The sequence below is a fragment of the Micromonospora sp. KLBMP9576 genome (assembly GCF_050941805.1).
In the GTDB taxonomy this organism is placed as follows: Bacteria; Actinomycetota; Actinomycetes; order Mycobacteriales; family Micromonosporaceae; genus Micromonospora.
The window spans coordinates 236,219-258,359 of the sequence record NZ_CP194567.1; the positions used below are offsets into that span (position 1 = coordinate 236,219).

Genomic DNA, 22,141 nt, shown 5'->3' on the forward strand with positions numbered 1-22,141 from the left:
CTCCGCGTCCCCGGCGAGACCGCTCGACGCCGCCGGTCACCACCGCACCTCGGGCGAGGGCGGCGACGGGCGCCGACACGGTCAGCGGCGGGAGGCGGGGGTGTGGTCGGGGACGGGCCGCTCGGCCTGCCGGGCGCGGCGGCGCAGCAGGCCGGCGACGGGGCGGGCGAACAGCGGCGTGAGCACCGCCGCGAACAGGGCGCCGAGCAGGACGCCGGCGAGGACGTCGTGCGGGTAGTGCACGCCGACGAAGGTGCGGGAGAACGCGGCCAGCGCCGCCAGCGGCACCGCCACCAGCCCGAGCCGGCGCGACAGCAGCAGGATCGCCACCGCCAGGCCGCCCGCGATCGTCGAGTGGTTGCTGGGGAACGACCAGTCGCCCGTCGGGGGGCACTCGTTGGCGATGATCGCCAGTTCGGTGGCGAGCGCCCGGCAGGGGCGTTCCTGGTCCACCACCGTCTTCCACAGCTCACTGCACCCGTACGCGAGCACCACCGGCACCGGCGACACCAGCACGTACGCCCGGTCGCGCGGCCCGCCGCGCAGCCGGGACACGGCCGCGATCAGCCACAGCGCGCCGAGCAGCAGGATCGACGCCTCGGTGAAGTGCCCGGCGAACCACTGCACCGGCTCCGGGGTGTCCGCGGCAAAATCGACGATGTCCTGGTACCACTCGACGCTGAGTTCCGGGACGCCCGGCGTGTTCGCATCAATCATGATTCACCTCACCCATCGTTCATACCTCGTTTACCTCGCCGCCAACCCTGGAACACCTGGAAGGCCGGCGCAGTGTGCATTGGTCGTGCGGCGACCCCGACTTTCGTCTCAGCGACCTCTCAGCCCGATCTGCTTGGCTTGACCCGGTACGTATCAGTTCATGGAGGCGCCGTGCACGACACCCCCACCGCCGACCGACCGCCCACCGCACAGGCCACGGGGAATGCCGAGGCATGGCGGGTCCGGCGGACGGAGGCGGACCTGGATCGCCTCGCCGAGACCGAGTCGATCTTCGCATTGGGCAACGGCTGGGTCGGCTGGCGCGGCACGCTCGACGAGGGCACGCCCTACGGCATGCCCGGCAGCTACCTCAACGGCTTCCACGAGCGGCGCGAGCTCGACCACCCCGAGGACGGGTACGCCTTCCCGCAGTTCAGCGACACCGTGATCAGCGCGCCGAACGCCGCCCTGATCCGCCTCTGGGTCGACGGCGAGCCGCTGGACGTGCGCACCGGCACCCTGCGCACCCACGAGCGGGTGCTCGACCTGCGCGCCGGGGTGGTCGAGCGGCACACCGAGTGGACGTCCCCGGGCGGGCACGGCGTACGCGTGCGCAGCACCCGGCTGGTCTCCCTGCCCCGGCGGGCGGTGGCCGCCGTCCGGTGGTCCGTCGAGCCGCTGGACGGGCCGGTCGAGGTGCGGGTCAGCGCCGACCTGCTCGCCAACGAGCGGGTGCCCGAGCGCGCCGACGACCCCCGCGCCGCCTCCGTGATCACCGATCCGCTGACCGCCGAGCACCGGCACTCCGACGGGCACGACGGCGTCCTCGTGCACCGCACCGCGCAGAGCGGGCAGCGGGTCGCCGTCGCCGTCGCGCACGACGTCCAGGCCCCGGACGGCTTCGCCTCCGGCGTCGACTGCGCCCCGGACCGGCTGCGCCTCACGCTGACCGGGACGCTGCGCGCCGGCGAACGGCTCCGGCTCGCCAAGTTCGCCGCGTACGAGTGCGCACCTGTGGACGGCACACCCCCCGACGAGTTGGCCCGCCTCGTCGTCGCGGAGGCCGACGCGGCCCGCGCGGAGGGCTTCGAGGCCCTGCTCGCCGGCCAACGCGCGGCGCTCGACGCCGCCTGGCGGACCGCCGACGTGCGGCTCGACGGCGACGCCGAACTCCAGCAGGCCATCCGGTTCTCGGTGTTCCACCTGCTCCAGGCGGGCCGGGCGGACGGCGACCGGACCATTCCCGCCAAGGGACTGACCGGCAACGGCTACGACGGGCACGTGCTCTGGGACACCGAGGGCTACGTGCTGCCCGTGCTGACCTACCTTGACCCGCCGCTGGCCCGCTCGGCACTGCGCTGGCGGCACGCCCACCTGCCGCAGGCGCGTGAGCGCGCGGCCGAGCTGCGGCTGACCGGGGCGACCTTCCCGTGGCGCACCATCGGCGGGCGGGAGTGCTCCGGCTACTGGCCGGCCGGCACCGCCGCCCTGCACGTCAACGCCGACGTCGCCGACGCCGTGCTGCGCTACGTCGCCGCCACCGGCGACGAGGAGTTCCTGACGGCGGCCGGGCTGGAACTGCTTGTCGAGACCGCCCGGCTCTGGCACGGCTTCGGCCACTTCTCCGACGCGGGCACCTTCCACCTGCCCGGCGTGACCGGCCCCGACGAGTACGCCGCGCTTGTCGACGACAACGTCTTCACCAACCTGATGGCCCGGCGCAACCTGCGCGGCGCCGCCGACGCCGCCGAGCGGCACCCCGAGGCGGCGGCCCGGCTCGGGGTCGAGCCGGCCGAGGTGTCGGCGTGGCGGGCCGCGGCCGACGCGGTCTTCGTCCCGTACGACCGCAAGCGCGGGGTGCACCAGCAGGCGGCGGGCTTCACCGAGCAGCCGGAGTGGGACTTCGCGCACACCTCCGACGACGACTACCCGCTGCTGCTGCACTTTCCCTACCTGGAGCTGTACCGCAGGCAGGTGGTCAAGCAGGCCGACCTGGTGCTCGCCATGCAGCGCTGCCCGGGGGAGTTCACGGCCGACGAGAAGGCCCGCAACTTCGCCTACTACGAGGCACGCACCGTCCGGGACTCGTCGCTGTCGGCGTCCCCGCAGGCCGTGCTCGCCGCCGAGGTCGGGCACCTCGACCTGGCGTACGACCTGTTCGCCGAGTCGGTGCTCCAGGACCTGGCGGACCTGGGCGACAAGACCGGCGACGGGCTGCACCTGGCGTCGCTGGGCGGGGCGTGGCTGGCGCTGGTGCAGGGCTTCGGCGGGCTGCGCGACGACCGGGGGGTGCTCTCCTTCGACCCCCGGCTGCCGGCGGCGATCGACCGGCTCGACTTCGGCCTGCGCTGGCACGGCCACCTCCTGCGGGTCACCCTGACCCGCGACGAGGCCCGCTACGAGCTGCCGGACGCCGACCCGGGGACCGGCGTCGAGCTGTGGCACCACGGCGAGCCGCTGCGCGTCACCGGGGCCGCCCCGGTGACCCGGCCGATGCCCGAGGTGCCCGACCCCGGCCCGGAACCGCCCTCCCCGCCCGGCCGCCGCCCCACCCGCCGCTCCGCCGGCGAACGCTGAGGAGTGCGGGGGCGCCTGGGTAGGTGGCGCGGTGTCCGACGGGGCGGTGCTGGGCCGGTTCAACCTGGTCGACGTCGCCGACGGCGAGGCCGAGCTGGGCTACCGGGTGGCCGAGCGGGCCGTCGGGCGCGGGGTGGCGACCGACGGCGTCCGCCGCGTCGTGGCACTCGCCCGCCAGGCGTACGGGCTGCGCCGGCTGACCGCCCGGACCACGATGGACAACGCGGGCTCGCGGGCGGTGCTCCGGCGCACCGGGTTCACGCCGGTCGGCGGGGGTGTCACTCGACGGGCGCCCCGGGTTGCGGTTCGTCCGAGAGCTCGCGGCCGACGACTGACGCGCCGGACATCCGCTGCCGGACGGCCTCCAGCGCCTCGAAGGCGTACGCCCAGTTGTGGCACTTGAAGCTGCGCAGCCCCTCGATGGGGGTGCGGCAGTCGGTGCAGCGCACCCCGGCGATCGCGTCGGGGACCTCGGTGTTGACGTACCGGCGGTCGCCGAGGATGACCGTTGCGATCATCAAACGGTCGTGTACGCCGGAAAGGGCGGAGGAGACGATGTCGTACCAGTTGACCCGCCGGCCGCACTTCGGGCAGTCCGGCTCGTCGCCGCTGACCCAGAGCGGGGCGCCGATGCTGCGCAGTGGCATGCCGAGCAGCTTCTCGATCCGCCGCACGTCCGACTCGGGCGTCGTCCACCGGTGCGCGCCGGGCAGCGATGCGGGCGAGTCGTAGACGGCACGGAACAGGACCGGGTCGACCTCCACGGTCTCGCGCTGACGGGACATCGGCGTACCTCCTGCACGGTCGGCGCCCCCGGGCGGCGGGGCGGTGTCAACCGGATCAACGAGGCGGCGGGCCGCCCGTGCCGCGGCGGATGGCCTCGCCGGCCAGCCGGGCGCGGCGCCGGTCCTCGTTGGTGGTGAGGCCGAACTTGTCGTACAGGCGGGACAGGTGCTTCTTCACGGCGCTCTCGCTGATGCGCAGGGTGGTGGCGATGGCCCGTACCGACAGCGGTTCGGGGAACGGCACTCCCGCCTCGCCGAACGGGCGGCAGAGCAGCGTGATCACCTCCTGCTCGCGTGCGGTCAGCGCGGGGGGCGGGGGCGGCGGCTCGACCGGCAGGGTCCGGGTGCCGGGATGCTGCGCCGGGGCGTGGAAGAGCAGCCGGGTCGGGCCGATCTCGACCCGGTCCCCGTCGCGGAGGATCTGCGCCTGCCGCACCGGGCTGCCGTTGACCGAGGTGCCGTTGGTGCTGCCCAGGTCGCGGATGGACCAGCCGGAGGGGTAGCGCTCGACCAGGGCGTGCAGCCGGGAGACCAGCTTGCTGTCGATCGGCAGGTCGTTGGCGGGCGCCCGGCCGATGGTCAGCGCGTCGGCGGTCAGCGGCACCAGGCGGACGCCGCCGCCGGCGTAGACCTCGAAGTATCCGTCCACGACGGTGCCTTCCCCCCGGGCTCAGCGGTCACAGTGCGGCTCGGTCGTCGCGCTGGTCGTCGCCCCGGCCCGCACGCCGGTGACGGTGGCGGTGGCGACGGTGCAGCCCGCGGCGAGCGGGAACGGTTCGGTCCACAGCTCGAACGGTTGCCCGGTGGCGCGCTGCCGGGGCCCGGCCGGGCCGGTCGCGTCCCGGACCGCCAGGTCGATGACCCAGGTGCCGCCGTCGAGTGCGGCGTTGTCGCGGTACTGCTTCCAGACCCAGGTGTACGCCATGGTCGCCCGGCAGCTCGGTGACCAGTACTGCTTCACGGAGAGCGCGCGTAGCCCGCCGGCGTACCCGTAGGCGGACGGGCCGACCTGGTAGGCGTCGTCGTAGCAGCGGCCGGGTGGGGCGGAGTCCCGGCTGGCCCGGCGCGGCTGCCCGGCGCCGACGGCCGTGACGGTGACCGGGGTGGCCCGGTCGGCGAGGTGCATCACCAGCTCGGGCCGGCGCGGGCCGGGCGCGCGGGGCGTGAAGACCAGCCGCACCTCGCACCGCTGGCCGGGGGCCAGCCTGCGGGTGGTGCACTCCTCGCTGATCACCCGCAGGTCGTCGCCGTGCGGGCCGGTCGTCGTCACGCCGGTCAGGCGTACCTCCCGGGAGCTGACGTTGCGCACGGCCACCGACTGCTCGGCCGACTCCGCGTTGACCTCGTGGTCGCCGAAGGCGAGCTGCGCCGGCACGGCGATCGGGGTGCCGGCGGGAAGGGGCGCCGACCCGCCGGTGGCCAGCACCGAAACCGCCACGCCGAGCAGCCCGGCGGCCCGCACCGCCGGTCCCCACCGGGTCCCGGTCGCCCGCCGCACGGTGGCGGTCAGGCCCAGCCCGAGGGCGGCGCGGCGGTGGGCGCTGAGCGAGAACCGGGGCCGGGGACGGTCGGTGGGTGCGGCGGCCGGCCACGGGGTGGAGCCGCCGCCGTCCCCGCCGCCCAGCACGAACGGGGTGACCGGCTGGCCGGCGGCCCGTTGCGCCCGCTGGAGGTCCTCGGCGAACGCCGCGGCCGTCGGGTGCCGCAGCGCCGGGTCCTTCGCCATCGCCCGTTCCAGGACCGCGCACACCGCCGCCGGCACACCGGCGGGTCGCAGGTCGGGCACCGGCTCGGTGGCGATCCGGCGGAGCAGGCGAGCGGTGTCGTCGCCCGCACCGGACGGGCGGCCCGCGTCGTCGGCGGTCGACGGGTCCTCGGCGAAGGCGGCTGTGCCGCGGATGCAGCGCAGCACGGTCGAGGCGAGCGCGTAGACGTCCGAGGCCACCGAGGCCGGCTCGCCCCGCAGGATCTCCGGCGCGGCGTGCAGCACGCTGGTGGTCACCCGGCGCCGGCCGGGGCCGGGTTCCGCCGAGCGGGGCCGGGCCAGCCCGAAGTCGGCGAGCTTCGGCTCGCCGTACCGGGAGACCAGGATGTTCTCCGGTTTCACGTCGCGGTGCAGCACGCCGGCCGAGTGCGCGGTCTCCAGCGCGCCCGCCACGGCGATCCCGTCGGCCACCGCACCGATCCAGCGTCGCGCCGCCGACCCGCCGTCCCGGCCGGCGGTCGGCCGGGCGGCCAGCGAGCCACCCTCTTCGTACGCCATCAGCAGGTACGGGTTGCCGGTGGTGGTCCGCCCGGCCTGGTGCAGGGTCACGATGTGCGGATGGTCGGAGAGCCGGCCCAGCACGCTCAGTTCCCGCTCGAAGCGGGCCCGGGACGGGCCGTGCCAGTCGGCGGCGAGCACCTTGACGGCCACCTGCCGGGAGAAGTCGGGCTGCCAGGCCCGGTAGACCACCCCGAAGCCGCCCCGCCCGATCTCGACGGCGTCGGTGCAACCGGCCACGCCGAGGTCCAGCCCCGCGCCGGGGACGGACTCCCCGGGTCGGCCGGCCGCTTGCTGCGCTGAGTGGACCATGGCGGCTCATTATGACCGAGCGGCCGGTCGGGGCCATTGTGCGGACGATCACCTGCCGGAACAGGCCGGCCCGGCGGGCGCCCCCCTTCCCGCCCGCCGGGCCGCTGCCTCCTGCCGCCGGTCAGTCGTCGTCGTGGTACCGGTGGGCCCGGCACCGCGACTCCTGGTCGGCTCCGTCGCGGCGGAGGTGGGAACCGGGGCGACCGCCCCCGCTGCCGCACGCGTCGACGGTGCTCGTGGTGTGGTCGGTGGCCGTGGGCGGGCGGGGCGGTGCGACCGTGAGGGCCCCCGCCGCCTCTGCCACACCCGACGCCCTACGCGCCAGTGCCTTCATACCGATCACGTTCCTTCGCATTGTCGGCGGCATGGTCGCCGCCGGGGTGACGCGACCGGCGACACCCCGTGCGGTCGGCCGGTGAACGGGCCGAGCCCGGCCACGCACCAGGTAACCAGCTGCCCGGGCGGCCCGACAGGTGGCGAAGTGGTCACCTTTTCCTCCCCCGCCCGACGGCCCGGCCCCCCGGCCGTGACGATCACCACGCCCATGGGGAGACGCCGGCGCGGGGAGGGTAGCGTCCGCCGGGCCGCGCGACCGAGGTCCGCGTCGATCGGGCAACGACGCCCGGACGACCGGGTGGTCGCGGCCTCCCCGACCGAACAACCCCGCCGAGCGGCGTACGCGCCCGTCGGCGTGCTGCCGAGTGGAAATGGCCGTATGTCGTCTGTGCTGTCCGCGGTCTCCCGTCCGCGTCTGCCCCGCCCGTCCTGGTTGTCGCCGAAGGTGTTGCGCACCGAGGTCCTCGCGGGTCTGGTCGTCGCCCTCGCGTTGATCCCGGAGGCGATCTCCTTCTCGATCCTGGCCGGGGTCGACCCCCGGGTGGGGATCTTCGCCTCGTTCACCATGGCGGTGACCATCGCGTTCTGCGGCGGCCGGCCGGCGATGATCTCCGCGGCCACCGGCGCGGTCGCCCTGGTCGTGGCGCCGCTCGCCAAGGAGTACGGCCTCGATCACCTGATCGCCGCGGTGATCCTCGGCGGCGCGATCCAGATCCTGCTGGCGGTGCTCGGGGTGGCGAAGCTGATGCGGTTCATCCCGCGCAGCGTGATGGTCGGGTTCGTCAACGCCCTGGCCATCCTGATCTTCGTCGCCCAGGTGCCGCACCTGCTCGGTGTGCCGTGGCTGGTCTACCCGCTCGTGGCGGTGGCACTGGCGATCATGGTGTGGCTGCCCCGGCTCACCCGGGCCGTACCGGCGCCGCTGGTCGCGATCGTGGTGCTGACCGTGGTCACGGTGACCACCCACGCGGCGGTGCCGACCGTCGGCGACGAGGGGGCGCTGCCGGACAGCCTGCCCACGCTCGGCCTGCCGCAGATCCCGTGGACCGTGGACACCCTGACCCTGATCGCCCCGTACGCCCTGGGCATCGCCCTGGTCGGGCTGCTGGAGTCGCTGATGACCGCGAAGCTGGTCGACGACATCACCGACACCCCGTCCAGCAAGACCCGGGAGTCGTGGGGGCAGGGCGTGGCGAACATCGTCACCGGGTTCTTCGGCGGCATGGGTGGCTGCGCCATGATCGGCCAGACGATGATCAACGTGAAGGCGTCCGGCGCCCGTACCCGGCTGTCGACGTTCCTGGCCGGCGTCTTCCTGCTGATCCTGGTGGTGGCGCTCGGCGACGTGGTGGCCGTGATCCCGATGGCCGCCCTGGTCGCCGTGATGGTCATCGTCGCGGTGTCGACCTTCGACTGGCACTCGGTCGCCCCGGCCACCCTCAGGCGGATGCCGTACGGCGAGACCGTCGTCATGCTGGCCACCGTCGTCACCACCCTGGCCACCGGGAACCTCGCCGTCGGCGTGGTCGTCGGCGTGCTCACCGCGATGGTCATCTTCGCCCGCCGCGTCGCCCACCTGGTGGAGGTGACCGGCGTCCTCGACCCCGACGGGACGACGCGGGTCTACTCGGTGCACGGCGAGCTCTTCTTCGCCTCCAGCAACGACCTGGTGGGCCGGTTCGACTACGCCAACGACCCCGACAACGTGGTCATCGACATGAGGCACGCCCACGTCTGGGACGCCTCCTCGGTCGCCGCCCTCGACGCCGTCACCACGAAGTACGCGACCCGCGGCAAGACCGTGGAGATCGTCGGGCTGAACCAGCCCAGCGCCCGTATCCACGACACCCTCGCCGGCCGGCTCAACGTCGGCCACTGACGACCCGCTACCGCCCGTCGTGGTGGTGGCTGTGGACGCGCGCCGATCGGTTGGCGAAAACCAGGCCGCGTGCGCCGCCGGATCGGGCGCAGCCCGGCCCCGCGCCACCTACCGGCGCGCGTGGCGGGCGGCGACGACGCAGAGGGCCGCCGCCAGCAGCAGCGCCGTGGCGGCGCCCACCAGGACCGGTGACGGGCCACCGTCCAACGCGCCCAGGTAGTCGAGACCGGCCACTCCGTTGAGGACGGCGTACCACAGCAGCAGGTAGCCGACCTGGAAGAGCCGGGCCGTGCGGGTCAGCACGCCCAGGGCCAGCGCGAGGGCGGGGACGAAGGCCGCACCGGCCAGCCAGTCCGCCAGGTCACCCGCGATCGCCATCCGTACGCCGGGGGCCAGCCCGACCAGCACGGTGAGCGCGACCCCGGCCAGCCACTGGGTGAGCGCGCGGCGTACGGGTGCGGGGCAGGCGCCGAGCAGCGCCTCGACGCCGAACTCGTGGGACTGGGTGCCGAGCCGTGACCAGATGAGCACCGGCCAGATCGACGTCACGATCAGCGTCGTTCCGGAGGCGCTCGCGGGCACCGCCGCGCCGACGGCGATCAGCGCGGCAGCGCCGAGCCACCACCACCAGGGGACGCCCTGGGTGAGGATGCGCAGTTCGCCGACGAGCAGGCGGCCGAAGGCGCGACCGCGGCGCGGCATGGTCTGCGGAGACGGCAGCACCGGGCGGTCCGGGAGGGCCGTCGTCGGGGCGGTGGCGACCGGCACGACCGGCGCGGGTCCGGCGGACCGGACCGAGCGGGCCGGGTCGAAGCGGCCGAACCAGAGGGCCGGCAGCACCGCGACGGCGGTCGCCAGCACCACGAGGAGGATCCGGTCGCCGACGAAACCCGCCGTGAAGTCCACGCCCGTCCACACGACGGCGCGGGGTGCGACGTCGAGGTACATCAGGCCCAACGCGATCTCGGTGAGCGTGATCCCCTGGGCGGCGAACGCGTCGCGCAGGGACTCGGCGAACACGTGCACGCCGAGGCCGCCCAGCGGGGCGTCGGGCGACTGCCCGGCCAACACGGCGAACATCGCCACGAAGAACCAGACCACGTTTCCGAAGCCGCCGCGGAGCACCGGGAGGGTCTCGAACAGCACCGCGGCGGTCGCGGTGACCGCCAGCACCGGCACCGTGTACAGCGCGAACGGCAGGAGGATGGCGACCGGGTCGACGGCGTACGACTCGCCGCGGGCCAACTGCATCACCACCGCCGTACCGGCCAGCGCCACCGCCATCGATCCCAGCACCAGCAGGTTGCTGAGGAACTTGCCGACCAGGTAACCGGACATCCGCAGCGGGGTCGCGGCGAGGAGCTGCCCGACGCCGCTCCGCTCGTCCCGCGCGATCGCCGTCCGGACGACGTAGAAACCACCGAGGGAGAGCCACAGCGCTCCGGCGAGCGCGGTCACCGTGCCGACGTAGGCGCTGTTGTAGACGCCCCGGTGCATCCCCGCGTTGACGATCGTCCAGTGTGCGCCGGCGGCCGGCGCGGCCAGGTAACCCAGGCCGACGGCGGCCAGCAGGACCACCAGGTACCCCGGCCGGCGTACCCGTTCGCGGAAGTCCGCGACGGCGAGCGCGCCCAGCACGCGGGGCCTCATCGCGTCAGCTCCCGGACGCCGCCGACCACGCCGAGGTAGGCGTCCTCCAGGTCGGGCGGGACCTGCGTCGCGTCCGGACCGGGCCGTGTCGTCGAGAGCAACCGCAGGCGTACGCCGTCCGCGGTGCGGACCATCCGGCTGACCATGTGCCGGGCCTGCGCCGCGGCTACCTCGTCCGGGGCGACGACCGTCTCCCACACGTGCCCCGCCACGGTGCGCAGCAACTCCTCCGGGGTGCCGCGGCGCAGCAGCCGGCCCTGGGCCACGATGGCGATGTCCCCGGCCACCGATTCGATGTCCGAGACGATGTGGGTGGAGAGCATCACGAGCCGGTCGGCGGCCAGGTCGCTGAGCAGGTTGCGGAACCGCACCCGTTCCTGCGGGTCCAGGCCGGCGGTGGGCTCGTCGACGATGAGCACCCGCGGGTCGGCCAGCAGCGTCTGCGCGATGCCGACGCGGCGCAGCATGCCGCCCGAGTACCCGCCCATCGGGCGGTTGGCCGCCTCGGTCAGGTTGACCAGCTCCAGCAGTTCGCCGATGCGGGCCCGGGCGGAGCGGGCCGACAGTCCCTTGACGGCCGCCAGATACGACAGGAACTCCCGGGCGCTCAGGTTGGGGTAGACACCGAAGTCCTGCGGCAGGTAGCCGAGCTGCCGGCGCAGCTCGTTCGGCTTCGCGACGACGTCGGTCCCGTCGAGCAGCAGCCGTCCGCCCGTGGGCCTGGTGACCGTGGCGGCGATCCGCATCAGCGACGACTTGCCCGCGCCGTTGGGGCCGAGCAGACCCACCACACCGAAGCCGAGGCGCATCGTCACCCCGTCGACGGCCAGCTTCCGCCCCCTGTAGACCTTCGTCACGTCGATCAGTTCGAACATCAGCTCGCCTTCCGTACCGTGGCGGTGAGGCCCTCGCCGGCGGTGGCGGTGACGGTCCGCTCGCTGGTGGGATCGCTGGTCAGGCCGGGGCGGCCGGGTGCCGCGGTGACGCGGTAGGTCTCCGGCCCGCCGGGCAGGGTGACCGCGACCGATCCGCCGGCCCGCGCCTCGACCCGGGTGGGCGCGCTGGTGAAGCCCAGGTCGACGCCCCGGCCGGTCGACGTCGCGCTGACGGTGGCGGAACGCGCCCCGGTGACCTCGACGCCCTCCTCGGCGTGCAGCCGCAGGGGGCCGGTCGGATCCTCGACCCGCAGCCAGGCGTCGGTCACCGTCGCGGAGAAGTCGACGTCGAGCCCGACGGCCCTAACCGGGGCGTCGCTGGTCACCTCGACCGCGACGCCGGCCGGCACGTGCACGACGTGCCGGCCGCCGCAGTCCGGCACCAGGCCGCTGCACGTGACGGTCAGCCGCAGGGTGCCGCCGTCCAGGGCCCAGGAGGCGTTGTCGTCGGCGGTGGCCTTGCCGGTCAGCGACCGCTGCACCTCGACGGCGGCGCCGGCCCCGGCGACCAGACGCAAGTCAACGCCGTCGTTGTCGATGACCAGCCGGTCTCCGGAGAGGCTGAACTCCCGCCGGTCGTCGCGGGCCTCGTTGATGGACCGGAGGTCGGCGCAGCCGGCAACGGCCATAACGGCTGCAACGGATAGCAGCGGCGCAACACGCATCATTCGCTCCTGTCGGGTGATAGCGGAGCAGCCAGCACATCACCCGACGAGGGCCCGAGGCACTACCACCAGACGCCCGAACGGGGGTAGGGCCAGGCATACCCCCGAGGTTCCCGTGCGGTCCTCCACCGGCCGCTCGACAAGCCCGGGTGTACGCCGACGCGGCCCGGCGGGTCGCCCATCCGATGGCGGACTCTGCGGCGTCGCCCCCATCCCCGCCAGCTAAGGACGGACCGACCGCCACCGCCTCCACCGCGGCGGAGACCGTGACGCCAACAGTGCCCTGTGGCGGATCATCCTGGTCCGCATGCGATGCCACCACCCACTAAGGACTACGTCGCGCGGCGCACCGCCGAGGGCAAGTCCAAGCCCGAGATCATGCGGTGCCTCAAGCGCTACGTCGCCCGCGAAGCCTTCAGCCGTCTCAGCGGGCCGACGCCACCATGGCTACAGGCCGGAGCAAAGCAGGGAAGAACGTTGACAGCTGGGTGGTGAACGCCGCCGGCGCTCTACCGCCAAGCCTCCCACGGCAGCGCCTCTCGCCAGCCTGGTCGGCCGAAAGTCCAGTCCGCCAGGACTTTCGCGATGGGATCGATCCCGATCACCACCGGCTGCTTCAGCACATGTGCCTGAAAGTGGTTGTCCTCGCTGCCCTCGCGGTATTCCACCTGGTAGCTCAAGTCGTCATTGAGGAAGACCTGCATGTAGTGCTGCCCCGCCGGCTCCAGGTCAAGCCTTTCGACGATAAGAAACCGCCACCTCAGGTTCAGGTCCGCGAGAGCGTCGTAGAGCGTCGTCTCGGACGGATCATCCCAAACCTGTCCGCCCGCCTCACACGCCCTCACCGTCGGCCCAGCCACGGCCCGACTCTACCGCTACGTCAAATGCCCGCCGGTCCGGCCGGGAGTTGACAGAAATAGGAGCGCCACACCCCGCTCAAGCCGGATCTCCTGCCCCGGTTGATGGTTGGCACTGAGGCCTCAGCTGATGCTTTACATGATCGCGACACCGCGCGTCTCGGTAGATCCGAGGAACCGATCTTGGCGTTGACGTCCGGCGACCTGGTCAGTCTGCCGCCGGGTCCGCAAGGGCGGCTCGGCCCTGTTCGTACTCCGCGAGGGCGGCAGGTTCTTCGGAGCACTGATCCGTCCAGAATCCCTGCCGAAGCCGAGGCCGGGGAGCGAGCCGAAGCGACCCGTCACTGTCCAATGCCACTGACCAGCAGCACTCGCCGAGGCAGTCGCCGTGGTGACGTACGGCCGCAGCACCCATGGTCGCCGCGCCCTGGCATCCGCGATCAACCGCGAGCCCACCCTGGCCCAGACATGGCTTCGCTCCCTCATCCGACAGCTCACCGGTGGAACCTGACGGCCGCCCGGTTGTGAGAGCCCGACAAGGTCATCTAGCCCCACGTGTCACCCAACATCTGACACCGATCCGTCACGCATCAAGTGGAGCCGGACATCACCGGCAGCCGGCTGTCCGGTCTCAGGACCTGCGTAACACATCGGTCTCAGGACCTGCCTGACACTCCACCGAGCGATTGGGCGGTCGCGGGGCCTGCCCTGCCGAGGATCATGAGATGATGCCGTACGAGTATGAGGACCGGGACGCCGGGCGTGATGCGCTGACGAGGGCACTGGCTCTGCTCAGCGAGCCTGACCCACGGGTCCGTGAGCACGGTGCCGCTGAGGTCGGCGATTGCTTCCGACGCTACGCCGGTAACCAGGACAACACCGAGGTCGCCGTGACACGGCTGGTCGCGCTGACGGTCGCCGAGACTGATGAGCGGATGCGGAGCTCAGCCTTGAGTGCGTGCGCCGACGCGGCCACCGCCTATGTGCTGCCGCTGGCGCTATTCGAGCCGCTGATGCCGCTGTTGCCTGACCTGTCGGCCGAGCTCACCGAGTATGTACTGCTCATCCTCGGCCTGACGCACGACCCTGCCGCCCGACCAATCATCACGCCGTACCTCAACCACCCAGAGGCGTCCGTTCGGTTGGAAGCCAGCGACGCTTTGACGGAGCTGGCAGGGCGGGGCCGATGATTGTCTAGCCGGACGTGTCACCAACGTCCCGAGACTGATCTGTCACGCGGGTCCTGAGACCCGACATCGCCGACGGCCGGCCGGTCAGTTGGCGTAGACCGCCGTGGCGTCGTCGCTGCCCTTGTTGCGGGGCCATTTGGTGCCGTTCGGGTCGGCTGCCTCGATGGCGCGGACTCGGCGGATCAGCTCGGTCGGGCCGTGTTGGTCCAGGACGTCGAGCACTCCTTGCCAGTCGAGGAGGTCGAACATCGTGACCAGCCGTGCGGCGCCATCGGTCAGCACCGCTACCCGCTTGACCGCTGTGAGCGGGATCTGGCCGCTGATGGCATGCGTGACGACCGTGGGATCGGCAGCGGCCACCCAGAACCCTCCCGGCTGGTTCCGCAACGCCAACTCAGCGTGCTTCATCCGCAGCAGCGCTGCCTGCTTCTGCGTGGACCCGAACGGGTAGCGGTTCGCCTCAGCTCTTTCTGCCTGCGCCGTGGTATCGACCCGGTCGTCGTTGAAGACCTCGATGCCGTCGCTGGTGTCGACCACTACGGTCGTGTCGCCCAGCACGAGGTACTGCAACGAGTCCTCGGTCAGCCGGATCAAGGCGGTGGTCGCCGACGGGGTGCCGGGATGGTGAAGGTCGCACTCCGGGTGCATCCTCGCGGTGATCCCGATGGCATCGGTCAGGACGTCACCAAGCTTGCGATCACCATCGGCAGCCAGGCCAGTGATCGTGGATCCCAGCTTCGCCGCGTACCAGGCCACCCCGTGGACACAACCGGTGTCCGTGCGCGCAGTGGCACCGTCCAGGACCACGATCAGCCCCTGCGCAGCGGGGTCCGCCTTCATGACCTGCGCCAGGAACGGCAGCAGCCGTGGGTTCGTCAGCACGATCAGGTTCGACCGGTTCAGGTGCACATGCCCTGGCGGTGGCACCACCTCGTAGGCCGACTCCAGACCAACGGTGCGGGCCAGCTCGGCAAGCATCTCGTACGCGGTGAAGGACTCGACCGACACCACCTCGCCGGGATCGTGCCGGTTCGCTTCCTGCTTGCCGCCGATCGCGACCGTCAGCTTGCCCGCGCCAAGGAACGCACGCTCTGGCCGGACACCGGTTGAGAGCAGCTGCGAGACACGAGAGCGCGGCACGCGAACCTACGGATCACGCTGGAGACCTACGTCCACTGGCTGCCGAAGAAGGATCGCCCGCGCGGCGTCGTCGGGCAGCTCCTACGCCAGGCTGCCGCCAACCAGCCCGGCATCCCCGGAAGCCAAGATCGCCGCTAGTTTGTGCCCTGGTTGTGCCCGAAGATCTATTCCCGGCGTTTCCGCAGCTCAGAGGCGGTAAATGGTGGGCCGCCAGGGACTCGAACCCTGAACCTAAGGATTAAAAGTCCTCAGCTCTGCCATTGAGCTAGCGGCCCGTCGGGCAATCAGGCTACCCGATCGTTCGCCCCCGGGTCGGCTTGCGCCCGGCTGCGGGGACGGCCGGCCCGAGGCGTCCTGCCGGGTTCGGTGACCTCCCCGAACACGGCCGGCCGATGCGACGCCGGTCAGTGGCCGTCGCCGTCGTCGGCGGCGTGCGGCGATGGCCGTTCCGGCGCCCCGCGCAACCACAGCGAGACCCCCGCGAGCGCGCACGCCACGCCCACGATCACGATCGCCGTCTCCGCCAGTTCGGAGAGATCGTCAAGGAACGGAAAGGTGTGCGAGAGCGCCAGCGTCAGGAACGCGATCAGCAACAGGAGCACGGCGAGGACCCGTTGTCGAAGCATGGGCGCCATCGAACCACACCACGTCGACCCTTCCCGAGGGCGGCGGACGGCGCGGTCCGCGAGTCGGCGTACGCCGGCTCGGGAACCGTATCTCCGCCCGGGAAAGGCGGTACGACGTTACCGCCGCGGTTCGTCCCACACCGGCGCGGCGCGGGACGGATCGGGATCGACCGGGCGTCGACCGCGAGGAGTGCCTGTTGGCAGCGACGATGGCGGGCCTGGGCGGAGTGGTCCGCGGTGAGTGACGGCCGGCTGAGCGTCGAGGGGCTGGGGCCGCTGCGCGCGTACGTCGACGGCGAGGAGATCGACGTCGGCCCACCCATGCGGCGGGCCGCCTTCGCCGTGCTGGCCCTCTGCGCGGGAGCGCCCGTGGCCGTCGGGCCGGGGAAGCGCCGCGCGGGGAAGGGCCGCCGGGGGAGCCGCGGCCCGGGGAAGCGCCGCCCGGGGAGCCGCGGCTGACCACCGGCGCCCCCGGCGCAGGAATCGTGATCATGACGATCGGTCTGGCGTAGCCGGCTTCACGATTCCTTCACGTCCGACTTCAGCCGGCCCGCTACGGGCGCAGCCGCACCGGATCCGGCAGGATGTTGGCGTCGATGGTGCCGTCCATGCCCACGGTGAACCGCCAGGTCGCGTGCTCGACGCCGACGGCCACCACCGCCCAGCGCGGCACCGGATCGGCGAGCAGTTGGTCGAGCAGGTAGGCGTCGTGGCCCGCCGGTGGATCGGCGAAGAGCAGGACGCCGCCCTCCGGGTCGTTCAGCACCGGCGTCGCCTCGACCAGCCGCGCCACGTGCAGGCCGGCGAAGTCGCGGTCGGGCTCGAAGCCCACCCGGACCACGCGCGTACCGGTCGACCACGGGCCGGTGGTGAGCCGCCGCGACCACGACCGGACCAGGCCCCGGGCTAGTTCGAGGTCACCCCCGACGCCGATGAGCCCGCCCGCCCAGGCGAGATTGAGCAGCAGCCGGCCGCCGTCGGTGACGCCGAGTGAGACCAGCAGCGGGAACGGGACCGGCAGGCGGCCGTCCACCGCCGTGGTCGTCAGCCACCGCAGGGACGCCCGCCAGGTGCGGCCGTGGTCCTCCACCGTCCAGCCGGGCGGTGGCGTCTCGTCGGGGCTGGTCAGCCGCAACACCACGGACTCGGGGGCCAGGAGCACGGCGCCGACCGCGGGCACGGGGCGCTGCCACTCGGCGCAGCCGGTGGCGAGGGTGCGTACGGCCCGGTCTATGGTCCAGGCGCCGGACCGCTCGTGGGCGCCCGGCTCCGGCGAGCGGAGGTCCCCGGGGGGGCGGCCCAGCCTGTTCATCGTCCACTCCTCGTCCTCGGGCCCTGGCATCGTCGTTGGCGCGGGGGCGGCTGTCAACGAGGGACCTGGGCCCGTGGGCCCAGCGGCCATTCCGAACTGGACCCTGCCGGGCCCGCTTCCTATGATCATGCACGCTGCCAAGCGCGGGCCGGGCGAGCAGCGCGGGCTCGCACCACTGAAGGGACAACCCGATGGCGAACCTCAACATCACCTACACGGAGATGTCGGACAGCGCGACCCGGATGCGCAACAACAAGAACGAGATCGACGCCCGGCTGACCGAGTGCAAGTCGATCGTGGACAACCTGACCACCTCCGGGTTCGTCACCGACCAGGCGTCCGGCAAGTTCGACGAGGTGCACACCGAGTTCGTGACCAGCGCGAACGAGCTGATGGAGAACCTCGACCTGCTCTCCGAGTGGCTCGACAAGGCCGTTACCGGGCTGCGCGACATGGACACCCAGCTCGCCGGTTCGCTGAACAAGTAACCGGGGACACACCGTGCGCATGCTGATCACCCTCGCGTCGCCGCAGGCGTGGTCGACGGACGTGGTCGTGGAGGCTGATCCCGCCACTCCGGTACGGGACATCGTCAAGAACCTGTTGGACAGTCTCGACCCGTCCTCCATCGCGCACGGTCAGTTCCCAGGATCCAACCGGGTCTTCCTCGACCACCGGCCACTCGACCTCGATCTTCCGCTGTCCGCCAGCGGGGTGCACGACGGTTCGGTGTTGTGGGTCGGTGGGCCGGGGCCGGCCCCGTACGTCCCGGCCGGCGGCCTCGTCACCATCCGGGCGGTGACCGGCGCCGGCGCCGGCCGGATCTGGTCGTTCGGGCCGGGCGAGCACCGGATCGGTTCGGCCGAGGGCAGCCCGGTGCGCCTGGACGGGGTGCCCCCGGTGGCCGCCGTCATCCGGGTCACCTTCGACGCCGAGGTGCACGTGCGCGGCCTCGAAGGCGACCTGCTGCTGGACCGCGAGGGGCTGCCCCGCACCGAGGTGCGGTGGCGGGAGACGACGCAGTTGACGGTGGGCGGCACCACGCTGGAGGCGCATCCGGTCCGCTGCCCGGACGCGGTCGTCGAGCCGTCGCCGGAGAGCGAGTACCTCGACTACAACCGTCCGCCGCGGCTGCTCCCGCCGGTCCGGCCGGACAAGTTCAAGATCCCGGCCGAGCCCAAGGCGCCGGCCCCGAACGCCCTGCCGTGGCTGGCCGCCGCGCTGCCCGCCGCCTTCGGTGCCGTCATGGCCACGGTGCTGCGCAACCCGATGTACCTGATGTTCGCCGCGATGTCGCCGATCATGGTGATGGCCAACTGGTGGACCGGGCGCCGGCAGGGCAAGACCAGCCACCGTACGCAGATCGCCGAGCACGAGGCGCGCGTGGCCGCCATCGAGGCGGACATCGCCGAGGCGCTGGTCCTGGAGCGGCACGACCGCCGGGTCGCCGCGCCCGACCCGGCCGAGCTGCTGATCGTCGCGACCGGGCCGCGGGCCCGGCTGTGGGAGCGGCGCCGCACCGATCCGGACCACCTGGTGGTCCGGGTCGGCATCGCCGACCTGCCCAGCAAGATCACCGTCGAGGCGGCCGGCCAGGACCGGCAGACCGACCGGCACCTGTACGACGTGCCGGTCTCCTTCTCGGTGGTGCAGGCGGGCGTGGTCGGCGTGGCCGGCCGCGGCGACTGGCCGCGCCGCCTGGCGCGCTGGATGACCGGCCAGCTCGCCGTCGCGCAGAGCCCGCGCGACCTGCAGCTCTACGTGCTGACCGACCCGGGTGGCAGCACGCTGTGGGAGTGGGCCGCCTGGCTGCCGCACACCCGCCCCCTGCTGGGGCAGCAGACCCTGACCCTGCTGGGCACGGACACCGAGACCATCGCCCGCCGGATCGCCGAGCTGATCGAGCTGATCGAGGCCCGCCGGCAGGCCCGCCTCAACGCCGGGTCGGGCGCGGCGTTCGCCGATCCGGACGTGGTCGTCGTCCTGGACGGCGCCCGGCGGCTGCGCGCCCTGCCCGGTGTCGTCTCCATCCTGCTCGGCGGTCCGGCCGTCGGCGTCTACTTCATCTGCGTCGACAACGACGAACGCACCCTGCCGGAGGAGTGCACGACAGTGGTGGCCGGGGGCGACGGCCTGCCCACGACGCTGCGCCAGCAGCGGGCCGCGCAGGTCGACGGCATCCGGGTCGACGAGGTGATCGACGACTGGTTCCCGGCCACCGGGCGGCGGCTGGCGCCGGTCCGCGACGTCAGCGACACCCACGGCGACGCCGCGCTACCGGCGTCCGCGCGCCTGCTCGAGGTGCTGGGGATGGAGGATCCGGCGGTCGCCGCGATCTCGGCCCGCTGGAACGCCTCGCCCCGCAGCACCCGGGCCATCGTCGGCTACAGCCTCGACGGCCCGTTCGCGCTCGACCTGGTCCAGCACGGTCCGCACGGCCTGGTCGCGGGCACCACCGGTTCCGGCAAGTCGGAGTTCCTGCAGACGGTGGTGGCCTCGCTGGCCCTGGCGAACCGTCCGGACGCGATGAACTTCGTGCTCGTCGACTACAAGGGCGGGGCCGCGTTCAAGGACTGCGTCGACCTGCCACACACCGTCGGCATGGTCACCGACCTCGACACCCACCTGGTCGAGCGTGCCCTCACCTCGCTCGGGGCGGAGCTGACCCACCGGGAGCACCTGCTCGCCGCGGTGGGCGCCAAGGACCTCGAGGACTACGTCGACTACGCGACCCGGCGGCCCGTGCCGGCGCCGATCCCGCGGCTGCTGATCGTCATCGACGAGTTCGCCTCGATGGCGCGTGAGCTGCCGGACTTCGTCACCGGCCTGGTCAACATCGCGCAGCGGGGCCGGTCGCTCGGCATCCACCTGATCCTCGCCACCCAGCGCCCGAACGGCGTGGTCTCCGCCGAGATCCGGGCCAACACCAACCTGCGGGTCGCGCTGCGGGTCACCGACGCCGGGGAGAGCGCGGACGTGATCGACGCCCGGGAGGCGGCCAGCATCTCCGCCGCGAACCCGGGCCGCGCGTACGCCCGGCTCGGCCACAGCTCGCTCATCCCCTTCCAGACCGGCCGGGTCGGTGGCCGTCGCCCGCAGCAGAACGTGACCGAGGCCGTGGCCGCGCCGTTCCTGCACCCGGTGGGCTGGCTCGACCTGGGCCGGCCCGTGCCGCAGCGGCCACGCGCGGCGGTCGAGGTCGACGAGGCCACCGACCTGTCGGTGCTGGTGTCGGCGATCCGGCAGGCCAACGACCTGCTGGGCGTGCCGGCACAGCGCCGTCCCTGGCTGCCGGCGCTGCCGACGGCCTCGGTGGTGGACCTGCCGGCCGGGCCGTCCTGCGACGAGCGGGGCGAGCCGTCGTTCGCCTGGGCGATCCAGGACCTGCCGCGGCGGCAGCAGCAGGCGCCGATGACGATCGACCTGTCGACCTTCGGCCACCTGCACATCGTCGGGGCTCCCCGGTCGGGGCGTTCGCAGGCGCTGCGGACCATCGCCACCGCCGCGGCCAGCGCCGCGAGCGTCAGCGACCTTCACCTGTACGGGTTGGACTGCGGCAACGGGGCCCTCCTGCCGATCACCCGGTTCCCGCACTGCGGGGCGGTCGCGCAGCGTACGGACGTGGAGCGGGCCGACCGCCTGCTGCGCCGCCTGCACGAGGAGGTGCAGCGCAGGCAGCGGATCCTCGGCCAGGGCGGGTTCGCCGACCTGACGGAGCAGCGGGCGGCGGCCCCGGCCGCCGAGCGACTGCCGCACATCCTGCTGCTGCTCGACCGCTGGGAGGGGTTCGTGGGCACCCTCAGCGAGCACGACAACGGTGCGCTGACCGACCTCGTGCACATCCTGATGCGTGAGGGCGCGAGCGCCGGCGTGCACCTGATCGTGACGGGCGACCACAGCCTGCTGAGCGGCCGGATGGCCGGGCTCTGCGACGAGAAGCTGGTGCTGCGGCTCTCCGACCGCAGTGACGCCACGCTGGCCGGGCTGAACCCGCGGAAGATCCCGGAGAACATGCCGGCCGGCCGGGGCTACCGGGCGATCAGCGCGATCGAGGTGCAGGTCGCCCTGGTGGCGGCCGACCCGAGCGGTCCGGCGCAGGTGGCCGCGATGCACAACCTGGCGACCCGGCTGACCGAGCGCGAGGCACACGTACCCCGTGCGCAGCGACCCGGGACGATCGCCGCTATGCCCACCCAGCTCACCTTCGAGCAGGCGTGGGAGTCCGTCGGCACGGTGCGACCGGGCTGGGCGCTGGTCGGCGTCGGCGGTGACGAGTTGGCGCCCATCGGCACGAACCTGCTCGACGAGGCACCGACCTTCCTGATCGCCGGGCCGTCCCGCTCGGGCCGCAGCACGGCGTTGCGGGTGATGGCGGAGTCGCTGCTGCGATCGGGCGTCCAACTGGTCGTCGGCGCACCCATGCGTACGCCGCTGCTCGACCTCGTGGGCCGTCCCGGGGTGCGTGGCGCCGTGACCGGGGAGAGCCCCACCGAGGAGGATTTCGCCGCCCTGCTCGACACCGGCGACGAGCCGGTCGCGCTGCTAGTCGACGACGCCGAGGCGTGGCGGGACATCCCGTGCCGGGACTACCTGCGCCAACTGATCCGTACCGCGTCCGGCAGGCGCCGGGCCGTCGTCATCGCCGGCGAGATCTCCTCGGTGGCGATGGGCTTCTCCGGCTGGCAGGTGGAGGTCAAGAAGAACCGGCGGGGCGCGCTGCTCTCCCCGCCCACCCTGGGCGCCGGTGATCTGGTGGGGGTCCGGCTGACCCGGGCCGCCCTGGCCGACAAGGTGGTGCCCGGCGTCGCCCGGGTGCACCTGGGCGACGGGGATCTCCAGACCGTTCAGATTCCGCTCCTGGAGCCGGCCGGGGCCGGCGGGTGAACACGACGACTGT

The 22,141-nt window shown here is 73.0% G+C and carries 17 protein-coding genes, 1 tRNA gene and 2 pseudogenes; 8 read left to right on the forward strand and 12 right to left on the reverse strand.

Annotated features, from left to right (window positions below; all coding sequences use genetic code 11):
- Positions 1–81: 81 nt before the first annotated feature.
- Complete coding sequence (locus ACQ452_RS01170; protein WP_433389158.1) at positions 82–717, reverse strand: phosphatase PAP2 family protein; 636 nt, start codon at positions 715–717, stop codon at positions 82–84.
- A 171-nt stretch (positions 718–888) separates the two neighbouring features.
- Here ACQ452_RS01170 and ACQ452_RS01175 point away from each other — a divergent pair, with 171 nt between their 5' ends.
- The gene (locus tag ACQ452_RS01175; protein ID WP_433389159.1) at positions 889–3,294 is read left to right on the forward strand and encodes a glycoside hydrolase family 65 protein; all 2,406 of its coding nucleotides are present in this window, start codon (positions 889–891) and stop codon (positions 3,292–3,294) included.
- Between the two features lie 46 nt (positions 3,295–3,340).
- Positions 3,341–3,496: pseudogene (locus tag ACQ452_RS01180) on the forward strand (GNAT family N-acetyltransferase); the annotation flags it as partial.
- 76 nt (positions 3,497–3,572) lie between these two features.
- Here ACQ452_RS01180 and ACQ452_RS01185 read toward each other — a convergent pair.
- Genes ACQ452_RS01185 through ACQ452_RS01195 form a run of 3 tightly spaced genes read right to left on the reverse strand, consistent with a single transcriptional unit; the run spans position 3,573 to position 6,654 of the window.
- Positions 3,573–4,079: a hypothetical protein gene (locus ACQ452_RS01185; RefSeq protein WP_433389160.1), complete on the reverse strand. Its 507-nt coding sequence runs from the start codon at positions 4,077–4,079 to the stop codon at positions 3,573–3,575.
- 55 nt (positions 4,080–4,134) lie between these two features.
- Entirely contained in the window at positions 4,135–4,728 is a 594-nt protein-coding gene (locus ACQ452_RS01190; RefSeq protein WP_433389161.1) for an FHA domain-containing protein, read from the reverse strand.
- Positions 4,729–4,749: 21 nt separating this feature from the next.
- Positions 4,750–6,654 (reverse strand): protein kinase domain-containing protein, encoded by a 1,905-nt coding sequence (locus ACQ452_RS01195; RefSeq protein WP_433389162.1) that lies wholly within the window; start codon positions 6,652–6,654, stop codon positions 4,750–4,752.
- A 715-nt stretch (positions 6,655–7,369) separates the two neighbouring features.
- On the opposite strand from ACQ452_RS01195, the gene ACQ452_RS01200 reads away from it, so the two are divergent.
- The gene (locus ACQ452_RS01200) at positions 7,370–8,869 is read left to right on the forward strand and encodes a SulP family inorganic anion transporter (protein WP_433389163.1); all 1,500 of its coding nucleotides are present in this window, start codon (positions 7,370–7,372) and stop codon (positions 8,867–8,869) included.
- Positions 8,870–8,977: 108 nt separating this feature from the next.
- Here the strand turns inward: ACQ452_RS01200 and ACQ452_RS01205 are convergent, their stop codons facing one another.
- Genes ACQ452_RS01205 through ACQ452_RS01215 form a run of 3 tightly spaced genes read right to left on the reverse strand, consistent with a single transcriptional unit; the run spans position 8,978 to position 12,083 of the window.
- Positions 8,978–10,519 (reverse strand): ABC transporter permease, encoded by a 1,542-nt coding sequence (locus ACQ452_RS01205; protein ID WP_433389164.1) that lies wholly within the window; start codon positions 10,517–10,519, stop codon positions 8,978–8,980.
- Positions 10,516–11,394: an ABC transporter ATP-binding protein gene (locus ACQ452_RS01210; RefSeq protein ID WP_433389165.1), complete on the reverse strand. Its 879-nt coding sequence runs from the start codon at positions 11,392–11,394 to the stop codon at positions 10,516–10,518. The genes ACQ452_RS01205 and ACQ452_RS01210 overlap by 4 nt, the downstream gene beginning before the upstream one ends.
- Positions 11,394–12,083 carry a hypothetical protein gene (locus tag ACQ452_RS01215; protein WP_433389166.1) on the reverse strand — a complete coding sequence of 230 codons (690 nt, stop codon included), beginning with the start codon at positions 12,081–12,083 and terminating at the stop codon, positions 11,394–11,396. The genes ACQ452_RS01210 and ACQ452_RS01215 overlap by 1 nt, the downstream gene beginning before the upstream one ends.
- 229 nt (positions 12,084–12,312) lie before the next feature.
- On the opposite strand from ACQ452_RS01215, the pseudogene ACQ452_RS01220 reads away from it, so the two are divergent.
- Positions 12,313–12,614: pseudogene (locus ACQ452_RS01220) on the forward strand (transposase); the annotation flags it as partial.
- Positions 12,615–12,628: 14 nt separating this feature from the next.
- Here the strand turns inward: ACQ452_RS01220 and ACQ452_RS01225 are convergent.
- The gene (locus tag ACQ452_RS01225) at positions 12,629–12,979 is read right to left on the reverse strand and encodes a hypothetical protein (RefSeq protein WP_433389167.1); all 351 of its coding nucleotides are present in this window, start codon (positions 12,977–12,979) and stop codon (positions 12,629–12,631) included.
- Positions 12,980–13,701: 722 nt separating this feature from the next.
- Here ACQ452_RS01225 and ACQ452_RS01230 point away from each other — a divergent pair.
- Positions 13,702–14,166 (forward strand): HEAT repeat domain-containing protein, encoded by a 465-nt coding sequence (locus tag ACQ452_RS01230; RefSeq protein WP_433389168.1) that lies wholly within the window; start codon positions 13,702–13,704, stop codon positions 14,164–14,166.
- 84 nt (positions 14,167–14,250) lie between these two features.
- On the opposite strand, the gene ACQ452_RS01235 is transcribed toward ACQ452_RS01230, so the two are convergent.
- The 3 genes from ACQ452_RS01235 to ACQ452_RS01245 form a co-directional block, all read right to left on the reverse strand.
- Complete coding sequence (locus ACQ452_RS01235; protein ID WP_433389169.1) at positions 14,251–15,306, reverse strand: hypothetical protein; 1,056 nt, start codon at positions 15,304–15,306, stop codon at positions 14,251–14,253.
- A gap of 200 nt (positions 15,307–15,506) precedes the next feature.
- A tRNA-Lys gene (locus ACQ452_RS01240) sits at positions 15,507–15,581 on the reverse strand.
- 129 nt (positions 15,582–15,710) lie between these two features.
- Positions 15,711–15,932 (reverse strand): hypothetical protein, encoded by a 222-nt coding sequence (locus tag ACQ452_RS01245; protein WP_433389170.1) that lies wholly within the window; start codon positions 15,930–15,932, stop codon positions 15,711–15,713.
- 237 nt (positions 15,933–16,169) lie between these two features.
- Between ACQ452_RS01245 and ACQ452_RS01250 the strand changes: the two genes are divergently transcribed.
- Positions 16,170–16,391 (forward strand): hypothetical protein, encoded by a 222-nt coding sequence (locus ACQ452_RS01250; RefSeq protein WP_433389171.1) that lies wholly within the window; start codon positions 16,170–16,172, stop codon positions 16,389–16,391.
- Positions 16,392–16,485: 94 nt separating this feature from the next.
- Here ACQ452_RS01250 and ACQ452_RS01255 read toward each other — a convergent pair whose 3' ends face one another.
- The gene (locus tag ACQ452_RS01255) at positions 16,486–17,244 is read right to left on the reverse strand and encodes a hypothetical protein (protein ID WP_433389172.1); all 759 of its coding nucleotides are present in this window, start codon (positions 17,242–17,244) and stop codon (positions 16,486–16,488) included.
- A gap of 191 nt (positions 17,245–17,435) precedes the next feature.
- Here ACQ452_RS01255 and ACQ452_RS01260 point away from each other — a divergent pair, with 191 nt between their 5' ends.
- On the forward strand, positions 17,436–17,732 hold the full coding sequence (locus tag ACQ452_RS01260; protein ID WP_433389173.1) for a WXG100 family type VII secretion target: 297 nt from the start codon (positions 17,436–17,438) through the stop codon (positions 17,730–17,732).
- A gap of 19 nt (positions 17,733–17,751) precedes the next feature.
- A complete protein-coding gene (locus tag ACQ452_RS01265) occupies positions 17,752–22,128 on the forward strand; it encodes an FtsK/SpoIIIE domain-containing protein (RefSeq protein ID WP_433389174.1) in 4,377 nt (1,458 codons plus the stop codon).
- Positions 22,129–22,141 lie beyond the last annotated feature (13 nt).

Excerpts from the sequence above, each read along its gene's own strand:
- ACQ452_RS01210 (WP_433389165.1), bottom strand. The coding sequence starts at position 11,394 with ATGTTCGAACTGATCGACGTGACGAAGGTCTACAGGGGGCGGAAGCTG.
- ACQ452_RS01215 (WP_433389166.1), bottom strand. The coding sequence starts at position 12,083 with ATGGCCGTTGCCGGCTGCGCCGACCTCCGGTCCATCAACGAGGCCCGC.
- ACQ452_RS01265 (WP_433389174.1), top strand. The coding sequence starts at position 17,752 with ATGCTGATCACCCTCGCGTCGCCGCAGGCGTGGTCGACGGACGTGGTC.
- ACQ452_RS01200 (WP_433389163.1), top strand. The coding sequence starts at position 7,370 with ATGTCGTCTGTGCTGTCCGCGGTCTCCCGTCCGCGTCTGCCCCGCCCG.
- ACQ452_RS01185 (WP_433389160.1), bottom strand. The coding sequence starts at position 4,079 with ATGTCCCGTCAGCGCGAGACCGTGGAGGTCGACCCGGTCCTGTTCCGT.
- ACQ452_RS01245 (WP_433389170.1), bottom strand. The coding sequence starts at position 15,932 with ATGCTTCGACAACGGGTCCTCGCCGTGCTCCTGTTGCTGATCGCGTTC.
- ACQ452_RS01195 (WP_433389162.1), bottom strand. The coding sequence starts at position 6,654 with ATGGTCCACTCAGCGCAGCAAGCGGCCGGCCGACCCGGGGAGTCCGTC.
- ACQ452_RS01255 (WP_433389172.1), bottom strand. The coding sequence starts at position 17,244 with ATGAACAGGCTGGGCCGCCCCCCCGGGGACCTCCGCTCGCCGGAGCCG.
- ACQ452_RS01230 (WP_433389168.1), top strand. The coding sequence starts at position 13,702 with ATGATGCCGTACGAGTATGAGGACCGGGACGCCGGGCGTGATGCGCTG.
- ACQ452_RS01205 (WP_433389164.1), bottom strand. The coding sequence starts at position 10,519 with ATGAGGCCCCGCGTGCTGGGCGCGCTCGCCGTCGCGGACTTCCGCGAA.
- ACQ452_RS01170 (WP_433389158.1), bottom strand. The coding sequence starts at position 717 with ATGATTGATGCGAACACGCCGGGCGTCCCGGAACTCAGCGTCGAGTGG.
- ACQ452_RS01260 (WP_433389173.1), top strand. The coding sequence starts at position 17,436 with ATGGCGAACCTCAACATCACCTACACGGAGATGTCGGACAGCGCGACC.